Below are 9,235 nucleotides of genomic sequence, written 5' to 3'. Positions count from 1 at the left end.
CGCCGTCTTGGATTTGGAGATTTCGGGGAACCGGACCTGTTTGTCACCGTCAGTATTGGTGGCGGGATGTGTGAACTCATTGATGGCTGGTCCATGTGGTATGGCGACATGGACCGTGCGCTGCACAGCGTTAAAGCCATTGGCGGAGATGGCTGGCAGGTTGCCGGCCTCACCGATCCCGAGCTGTAACGACGATGGCCGAGCCTCTCGATCTACGCGAATACCGGCGCGAGCGATCGACAGCAGGGCAACCCGTCCTGCGCACCATGGTGGTTTGTGACCTGGCCGATTCAACCGCACTGATCGATCGCCTTGGGGATCGTCAAGCCGCCGCGCTGATTCGTAAGCACGACCGGATGACTCGGGCACTGGTCGATCAATACGACGGCCGAGAAATCGACAAGACGGACGGCTACTTGTTGCTTTTCGAGCGACCGACACAGGCGGTGGCCTTCGCGCTGGCCTACCAACGGGGCTTGCGCTACATGTCTGAAGCCGAAGGGGTCAGCATCCGGGCCCGCGTGGGCATCCATGTCGGCGACGTGATGATGTGGGAAAACAGCCCCGAGGACATCGGTCGTGGGGCCAAGCCGATCGAGGTCGAAGGTCTGGCCAAACCAATTGCGGCACGCCTGGCCACACTGGCGCGACCGCAACAGATCCTGTTGACCGGTGTGGCTGCAACTATCGCAAGACGCGGGCGTGAGGAGATCGAAGAGGACAGCACCGACGTCCTCTGGAAATCCTACGGGCGCTACCGTATTCGCGGTGTCGCCGAGTTGACCGAAGTCATCGAGGTCGGGGAGGTTGATGTCGCCCCCCTCGCGGTGCCAATGAACCGAAGCGTTGCGCAACGCATCCAGCCCTGGTGGCGTCGCGCCAGCACTCACATCTCGGCTAGTGCTGTGCTTGTCCCCGTTTTGGGTATCGGACTGTGGTGGTTCCTGCGACCGTCTCCACAAATTGGCTTTAAAGCCCGCGACTGGGTGGTGATCGCGAATGCTGTCAATGAAACGGGAAGTACCGGTTACGGAGAGGCGATCGAAAGTGCTTTGCGAATCGGTCTTAGGCAATCGCGCTACGTGAATGTGATCCCGGCAACCAAGGTGCAACAGACACTGTCGCGGATGAAGCTTGGAAAAAATGTGCTTATCAATAGAGCGTTGGGTACACAGGTCGCCGTCAGGGACAATGCCAAAGCGCTCATTGTTCCACTCATCGTCAACTATGGTTCTGGATTTCAGTTACAAGCAGAGATTATTGATCCGAAGAACAAGAGGGTCATGAAGCTGTTGGTAGCAAATGCAACGAGTGAAGATGGCATCGTCAACGCTGTTGGCGTAATTTCTAAGAAACTCAGGGCCTATTTGGGAGAATCGATCGCTCAAATCAAGATGAACAGCGCTTCCCTTGCTCAGGTCACAACATCCAGTCTGCAAGCCTTGCGAGCGTACGCATTGGCAAGCAAAGCCGGTAATCACGGAGACTACCATTTATCTCTGGATTTCCTGGCGCAAGCATTAAGCATTGATCCGAAATTTGCATCGGCCTATATGTTGCAAGGAGTCAACTATATTTCAATGGGTCTAAAGGTTTCTGCGAAAAAATCGTTGGCGTCAGCGCTGAAAAATATAGATCGGCTGGATCCACTTGAAAAAATAAAAATACGGGCGGATCAAGCAAATTTGAATGATCCGGACACAGCGATTGTCGCTGCCTGGAAAGTGGTGGCTGACTTGTATCCGGATGATCCAACAGGTTCGCACAATGCGGGCCTGTATTATGCGGGTTATCTAAATGATTGCGAATCTGCGATCCCATATCTAAAACATGCTGCAAGTCTTCCACAAGCTCAAGCCATGATATCTACATATGTTTTGGGTGTATGTGATTTAGCAACAGGAAATATAAGTAAATCAATAAAAAATCTTAAGCAGGCTTACAGTTCCGGTTTCAGAGGCCCATTTCTTGCTTTGGCAGATGCATATGTCGAAAAACGGGATTATGGCGCAGCATCTGAATTTCTGGCTGGGGTACCAAGCGGTTCCAATACGATGGTCAGTCTCGCAGTGCGGCGGGCGCTTGTACAAGCAGACCAAGGTGATCTGGCGTCAGCCGAAAGTGGTCTCAGGCATACGCTGGATACCATAACTCCGGACGTCGCAGATGCAAAAGGTTGGGCACTGAGGATTGATTTGGTAGGCGTTTTGTGGGGGCAAGGACGTGACAAAGATGCGCTACATACAGTGCAGAAATCCTTAAATGAGTTGCTAGTGATGAACGCTAAAAAAGCAATGAATTTTTCTTATGACTATCCCACAGTCGTTGCATCTTTTGCTCGATGGGCGGCGCGTATGGGGGATGAGCGCTTGGCCAAGAAAGCGATAAAGGTTGCAAGTGCCCACAACCAGTTACGTGGTTATCCAATCCGTTCGCAATTAGTAGCTATTACAGAAGCTGAAATTGCGCTTCATAATGGAAATGCAAAAAAAGCCGTGCGGATCGTTACATCAGCTGATTCACACCCATTGTGGGAGTTGTTGGAAATTATTGCCAGAGCCAAAGCGGCCGCAGGTGAAAAAGGAGCCTACAAGGCATACCAAAGAGTAATTCAAAAGCGGACATTGGCGTTTGGGCAGATTGATGAAAATCAGTTTGGAATCTGCTCTCGGGCTATTCAGTGGAACGTAGCATTGTTGGATGCAGCAGATTTCATGAATAAAAGGAACAAAAATATAGCATCAAACTTGGCAAGTACTTTCCTTGATAATTGGAAGCTTGCTTCTTTCAATAATCCATATATCCGTCGCGCAAAGTCCATTCTTAAATCAGACTCGGGTGATAAATAGTATTGTTTGGATAAAAACTGATTCATTAAATCAAATATTGTATAATAATTTTAAAAAGTAAAAAAAGGACCGCAAGGTTGCGGTCCTAATTACATCTTAATTAGATTTTTGGATGTTACAGTCTGAATGCCACGACCACACTGCTGGAAGCCGCGAACTGTTCAGCGATCATGTTCATGTGCTCGGCAAGCACGGCTTTCGGCGGCAGGGTGATCCCACCTTCAGGCAACTGTCTACGGTCAACGGAGAATCCGTATTTTGCGGTCGCAGCCACCGGATCGGCAACGGTCTCTGCACGGAAGGCGTCATCCGTGGCCAGGCGCTCGATGAAAGCGTGCGCAAGGGTATTGGTACCGTTGAATGAAGCCATGGCGGCAGCGGAATCAAAGGTGGTGTTGGTGATGGTTTGATCAAACATGGTGAATCTCCTCAGGGTTGGGTTTTTCAGCGTACGACATGTGCGTGGACACGCACGGGTTGGACAATCGCAGCCTTGGTTACAGTTTCAATCCCTTGATGTGCGCAAACCGTGTGCATGATCACTATTCAAGCATGCACTGCGCACTGTTCGTCCTTTCGGCAGGGCGCCGAAGACCCGAAATGAATACGCTATGTTCCAGACCGAAATAGAGAAAATATATTTCCGGCTTGAAACTTTGCGTACTCGCTCGCGGATCGCGTGACGCGGCTGCGGCGCCACGGGATCAGTTTACGTCCTTGATTCATTCATCATTGCATAATCTCCACAGGATGACCGGTGCATTGAAGCTTTGTGGTGGCCGACACGTTGGGGTTGTATATGTCCATAATGCCGGTTTTGCCTTGCATCATTCCAGGCTTGGCGAATACGGCTCCGGGTTGAAATGCAAAGCTTCTTCGTTCGATTCACTGGCTTTCACCCCCAGCCCGTTGATGCCGAAAGGTGCGGCTCCTACCGGGTCCAGATCCAGGTGATCGCTCAGGTCAGCATCGTTGATAGCCGCGGTGTAAAACGCACCACGACCGAGCTCCGTAGCCAGCAGGTAGAAGGTCTGGCTCAGGTGCGCCGAATCCATCAAGAGGGCCTTGTACGCCTTGGCGTGGCTGCGGTATTTCCAGTGGTGTCGGTCGAATCGACCGACGTGTACGACTACTGCTTGTGCATCTGTAAAGTAATTCTGGCCGGCGGTGACTCCCATGACCAGTTCACGTACTGCGTCTTCTGGCATGGGTTTGAGAAGCTCGAGCGCGTGGCTGCCCATGTCGTAGTGGTAGATCCCCGGTTCCAGTCCTTCCACGCGCATGATCAATGGATACGGGTCGATTGGAGTGAGACCGCCACCAGACGCGCTGGTGCGTTTGACGGCAGTGGCTCCGGGTGCAAATTCTCGGGTGGCAATCGCACCGAAGCAGCCATACAACATATGCGCAAGATCCGCCTGCGGCAGGGTGGCTTCGCGTTTGAATACGCGTGTGGTGCGACGCGCACGCAGGATATGGGCCAACGGCGTGTCGAAGGCCGGGCGTACCAGCTGATGCCTCGATATTGCATCCTCGCGACGCGGAAAATGTGCTGGTGGAGGGCCGTGCATCTCAGCCACATCGGTCAAGCGAGCCCGATGTGCTTCGGGCGTATGTTCACGCGTTGCGACATCGTCGGCCATGCCAGACCAGCGCGTCATGGCGTGGTACATCGCCGTAAGGTCGTACCAGCCGATACGCTGCATGGTGTCCTCGGCCTCCAGTATACGGCGGCTGATGCTGTCACCTTCGTCGTCTGTCAGGATCACGTGTCTCTGGGCCATGTCCTGAAGTTGATGGGCCGCAATGTGACCGGCCTGGATGCTTGTCCCGGACTCGGTCCATGTATCCGAGGGCAGACCGGAAAGAAATTCCATCTCGTGGCCGTAAACGCGGATTCTTTCTCCGCTGATCGGGCACAACAGTTCAACCTGGGGTTGGGCGCGCATTTTCAGTTCGCCGCTGAAAAGGGCGCCGAGATCGGGCAGCAGTTGATCGGCAATCTGCACGAAACAGATACGGCGGCGGCGAATGCGCATGGACGGGCTCCGGAGTCAGCGGAACAAGCTGACAGTTGATGTAAACGATACCAGTGGACAGGTCAAACGTATCATGAGCCGTTTACGTTCATGCATCTGCAGGCGGGACCAGGACAATGACGGTCCATCCTGACTTCGGTTCGATTTCTCGCTTGCTCGAGACGACCCGCAAGGCACCACGCTCATCGATACCGAACAGCATCACGGATTGCGATCCGTATTTCTCGATGAAATGGGGCCAGTCAAAGGTTTCGGTCAGGCGGGTGGACTTGATAAACCAGCCGGCTTCGAGCATTTCGGCAAAGCGGGCATGAGTCATGCCTTCGCCGAACAGGGCGGGCGCCAGAAGATTCCCCGCGAAGTTGCGACGGTCATGACGTTCCTCCGGCGCAAGATTGCGCAGCCGGTACACTCTTTCACGGCCAAATTCCTGGCGATAGTGCACCACGGCAAGCGAGTTCAGCTCGCGGCGAGTGGACATGGCCAGCAGCCGTCCGATGCCGGTCAGGTCCATGTGATGGTCAGCGTGCTGGGAGGTCGGGCTTCCGAAAAAGGTATCCAGCCCCTGCATGCGCGCCGTGCGAATGCCATCCCAGTCATCGTCGACCAAAAGCACTCGAATCTCGGCTGCGGCCAACGCCGAGGCAACGGCGCGGGAAACACGATCGGCGCCAAAGACCAGCACACCGTCGGGTTCGGGCTCGGCCACGCGCAGCCATTGTGCGAGGCTTCGCGCCGTGGCGCTCTGGACCACGACGGTACCGATGATCAACATGAAGATCAGCGGTACCAGGCCGTTGGCACCGGGCATGTCGAGTGATTCCAAACGCAGGGCAAACAGCGCGGAAACGGCCGCAGCCACGATTCCCCTCGGCGCAACCCAGCCCATCAGCGCCCGTTGGCGCCAGTTCAACGTGCTGCCCAAAGTGGCCAGCCATACCGATACCGGGCGAATGATGAACTGAGCGACAAGGAAAACCAGGCTTCCGCTGACCAGCATGCCGTCAGGCAGGGGCCAGCTCAGGCGAGCGGCCAGGATGATGAACAGCATGGAGACCAGCAGCGTGGAAAGGTCTTCCTTGAAATCCATGATGTGGTCGATGTGCACATCGCGATGGTTGCCGATGACGATACCCATGATGGTGACCGTGAGAAGGCCCGATTCATGCGTCACGGCGTTGGAAAGCACGAAGGCTCCCAGAACAGCTGCCATGGTGCCGTAATTTTGCAGGTATTCGGGTATCAGGTGTCTGCGCAGTAGTACCGCAAGCAAGCTGGCACCGACCACGCCGATGACGACGCCGCTGGCGATGGTTGCTGCAAACACGCCCAGCGAATGACCTTGTTCACGCGAGATGATGGCTTCAAAAACCAGTACGGCGAAGAGTGCACCGAGCGGATCGATGATGATGCCTTCCCAGCGCAAAGCATTGGCAACCTTGGCATCGGGACGCAACGTGCGAAGCATCGGCACAATCACAGTTGGGCCTGTAACGCAGCCGAGTGCTCCAAACAAAAGAGCCAGGGGCCAGTCCATCCCGACGATCCAGTGAGCCGCAGCGGCCAGCATCAGCAATGCAGCAACAGCGCCATAACTGACCAGGCCGCGCACCGCACGGCCGATTCCGCGCAACTCGTGGAAACGCAGGGTCATGCTGCCTTCGAATAGGATCAGCGCGACAGCCAGCGAGACCATCGGGAAAAGCCACTTGCCGAGCAGAGCGTCAGGATGGACCAAACCGCTGATGGGGCCGAGAAGGATGCCGGCCAGGAGCAGGAACAAGATGGCGGGCAACTTGACGCGCCAGGCCAGCCACTGGGCTACAAAACCGATCACCAGCAGAAACGCGAACATCAGTGCGAGATTGACAGTCACGTGCGGAGTTTTCCCTTGGAACCAACGCATCACGATGGTACTTGGATTCGGACCAGGGCATGCGTCTTTCCCAGGCGTTCACAAGCCGCAAGGCAAGATGGCCCGCCTCGGCAGCGGTTGGTGCCAGTTGGGACAAACGATGACGGGGTGCCGGTCTTGCGGCGGGAACCCAGACCCTCGGACTGGATCATCCCGTCTTGTACGTTCGCAGGCCTTTTCTGTGCGCAGGGTTGCACAAAGCCCCGGACTCCATGATCAATCCATGATTGCGGATGGCAGCTTGCGCCTGGATTTGTTCAGACATCCATGCGACGCAAGTGCAGGGCCTCGGCCAGATGCTCCCGCCCCACGCAGGCTGCCGAACCGTCCAGGTCGGCGAGTGTGCGTGCGACCCGCAGTACCCGGTAGTAGGCCCGCGCGGAAAGATGCAGTTTTTCCAGTGTCGTCTGCAGCCAGGATCTTTCGCTGGTGCCAAGGGCGCAATCGCGTTCAAGTTCACCTGTGCTGATCTCTGCATTGGGACGACCCGCACGAAGCAGGGCCTGGCGACGGGCAGCAATCACGCGCTTTAGAACGCAAGCACTGTCCTCGTCATGATCCTTGCGTGGGGTGGTCAGTTCGGACAGCGGTACACGCGGCACCTCGACCTGAAGGTCGATGCGATCAAGCAAGGGGCCCGACAGGCGCCCGCGGTAGCGGGCTATCTGGTCCGGCGTGCATCGGCATTGCCCGCCAGGATCTCCGTGATACCCGCAAGGGCAGGGATTCATGGCTGCGACCAGCTGGAACTGGGCGGGAAAAGTGGAATGGCGTGCCGCCCGTGAGATCATGATGCGGCCCGATTCAAGTGGTTCCCGGAGGACTTCAAGCACGCGGCGTTCGTATTCGGGTAGTTCATCCAGAAACAGCACGCCGTGGTGCGCAAGGGAGATTTCACCAGGCCGGGGATGCGATCCACCGCCGACCAGTGCTGCTGCCGAAGCGGTGTGATGAGGTGCCCGGTATGGGCGTCGGCGCCAACGGGAGGGGTCCAATGTCTCCCCGGCTATAGAACGTATTGCGCAGGTTTCCAGGGCTTCGGATTCATCCATGGGGGGCAGGATGCCGGCAAGGCGTTCGGCCAGCATGGTCTTGCCGCTACCCGGCGGGCCGACCAGCAACAGATGGTGGCCTCCGGCTGCAGCAACTTCCAGGGCACGGCGTGCCTGCAGCTGACCACGGATGTCGACAAGGTCAGGAACAGCCTCGGTATCAAAGACAATGCCATCGGCTGTATCCGGGCGGGGCAGCTGTTCGCCACCGCGTAGCCAGGCGCAGACTTCAGCCAGCGTATCCGCAACCAGCACGTCGCCATCGCTGACAAGCGCGGCTTCGGCGGCATTGGCACGCGGGACAATCACGCGGCGCCGACGTTTACCGGCCTGCATCAGTGCCGGTAGTACGCCGGTGACGGGGCGCAATTGCCCTGTCAGTGCCAGTTCGCCCAGGAATTCGCAATCACGAAGCCGCTCGCGGGGCACCTGGTTGCCAGCCGCAAGGATACCCAGCGCGATCGCCAGATCGAAACGACCTCCATCCTTGGGCAGCTCGGCGGGGGCCAGGTTCACGGTGACCCGTCGATTGGGGTACTCGAAGGCGGTGTTCTGTATCGCCACGCGCACCCGGTCCCGTGCTTCACGAACGGCAGCTTCCGGAAGACCGACAATCGAGGTGTTGGGAAGGCCTCCGGAAAGATTGACCTCCACCATGACCTGCGGTGCACTAACGCCGACTTGGGCGCGGCTCAGTATGACAGACAGACTCATGGCCACTGCAGGGCCATGAACCCAGACATGCCGGCGACAGTATCAGCCGGTACTTCCATTGCGATGTGCTCCCTGCACGCGGTAACCACGGAGTCTTGCCGGGGAAAAATCCGCCCCCGATCTTGAACACGGGGTGAGGTGACGGATCGGGGGCGGTCTCCCGGGAGGCGGTGGTCTGTGGTCTCAATTTTTGCTGGATAGGCGGGACTCGAGTTCCGTGATGCGTTTTTCATACTGTTCAACGCGTTCGCGCGTGCGCGACAATACCTGCCGCTGGACATCGAATTCCTCGCGGGTCACCAGGTCGAGGCGGCGCAGGCCTTGTGCCAGAACATCGCGAAAGTTGGCCGCAAGATCTTCGCGTGCCTGCGTAAATCCAGGAGGAACGGCCTCCGCCAGTCGCCGCGCAAGGGCGTCAATGGACGGGACATCAATCATGCGTCACCTCGTGCTTCAAGAGATCAGTGTGGACTTAACACCATAGCTATGCCATCGGCGGAATGCACCAAAGACTGTAGGGTTTAGCCTACGCGTTCGTGCCGTCCATGCAGGACAGCCGCTATAGTGTCGGTATAGACCTGTTCCTCCAAGAGATCCCCGCATGAAGCTGATTACCGCCATCATCAAGCCATTCAAGCTCGACGACGTTCGCGAAGCGCTGGCCGA

General features: G+C 56.8%; 7 protein-coding genes. 2 read left to right on the top strand and 5 right to left on the bottom strand.

Annotation, left to right across the window (positions count from 1 at the left end; genetic code table 11):
• Both PF446_RS01080 and PF446_RS01075 read left to right on the top strand, forming a co-directional pair.
• The coding region (locus tag PF446_RS01080) for a hypothetical protein (RefSeq protein WP_298068844.1) at window positions 1-189 on the top strand (189 nt) is incomplete at its 5' end.
• 5 nt (window positions 190-194) lie between these two features.
• On the top strand, window positions 195-2,849 hold the full coding sequence (locus PF446_RS01075; RefSeq protein ID WP_298068842.1) for a putative peptide modification system cyclase: 2,655 nt from the start codon (window positions 195-197) through the stop codon (window positions 2,847-2,849).
• A 115-nt stretch (window positions 2,850-2,964) separates the two neighbouring features.
• Here PF446_RS01075 and PF446_RS01070 read toward each other — a convergent pair whose 3' ends face one another.
• From PF446_RS01070 to PF446_RS01050, 5 genes are all read right to left on the bottom strand, one after another.
• On the bottom strand, window positions 2,965-3,267 hold the full coding sequence (locus PF446_RS01070; protein ID WP_298068840.1) for an NHLP-related RiPP peptide: 303 nt from the start codon (window positions 3,265-3,267) through the stop codon (window positions 2,965-2,967).
• A 409-nt stretch (window positions 3,268-3,676) separates the two neighbouring features.
• Complete coding sequence (locus tag PF446_RS01065) at window positions 3,677-4,888, bottom strand: putative peptide maturation dehydrogenase (RefSeq protein ID WP_298068838.1); 1,212 nt, start codon at window positions 4,886-4,888, stop codon at window positions 3,677-3,679.
• Between the two features lie 88 nt (window positions 4,889-4,976).
• Window positions 4,977-6,764 carry a sodium:proton antiporter gene (locus PF446_RS01060; RefSeq protein WP_298068836.1) on the bottom strand — a complete coding sequence of 596 codons (1,788 nt, stop codon included), beginning with the start codon at window positions 6,762-6,764 and terminating at the stop codon, window positions 4,977-4,979.
• Window positions 6,765-7,060: 296 nt separating this feature from the next.
• Window positions 7,061-8,569: a YifB family Mg chelatase-like AAA ATPase gene (locus PF446_RS01055; RefSeq protein ID WP_298068834.1), complete on the bottom strand. Its 1,509-nt coding sequence runs from the start codon at window positions 8,567-8,569 to the stop codon at window positions 7,061-7,063.
• A gap of 183 nt (window positions 8,570-8,752) precedes the next feature.
• Entirely contained in the window at window positions 8,753-9,007 is a 255-nt protein-coding gene (locus PF446_RS01050; RefSeq protein ID WP_298068832.1) for an accessory factor UbiK family protein, read from the bottom strand.
• Window positions 9,008-9,235: the final 228 nt, after the last annotated feature.

The sequence above is a fragment of the Oleiagrimonas sp. genome, from assembly GCF_027858935.1.
GTDB lineage: Bacteria > Pseudomonadota > Gammaproteobacteria > Xanthomonadales > Rhodanobacteraceae > Oleiagrimonas.
Note: the sequence above shows the minus strand (reverse complement) of the source record. Positions and strands in the feature narration are given on the sequence as shown.

Excerpts from the sequence above, each read along its gene's own strand:
- PF446_RS01075 (WP_298068842.1), top strand. The coding sequence starts at position 195 with ATGGCCGAGCCTCTCGATCTACGCGAATACCGGCGCGAGCGATCGACA.
- PF446_RS01070 (WP_298068840.1), bottom strand. The coding sequence starts at position 3,267 with ATGTTTGATCAAACCATCACCAACACCACCTTTGATTCCGCTGCCGCC.
- PF446_RS01065 (WP_298068838.1), bottom strand. The coding sequence starts at position 4,888 with ATGCGCATTCGCCGCCGCCGTATCTGTTTCGTGCAGATTGCCGATCAA.
- PF446_RS01055 (WP_298068834.1), bottom strand. The coding sequence starts at position 8,569 with ATGAGTCTGTCTGTCATACTGAGCCGCGCCCAAGTCGGCGTTAGTGCA.
- PF446_RS01050 (WP_298068832.1), bottom strand. The coding sequence starts at position 9,007 with ATGATTGATGTCCCGTCCATTGACGCCCTTGCGCGGCGACTGGCGGAG.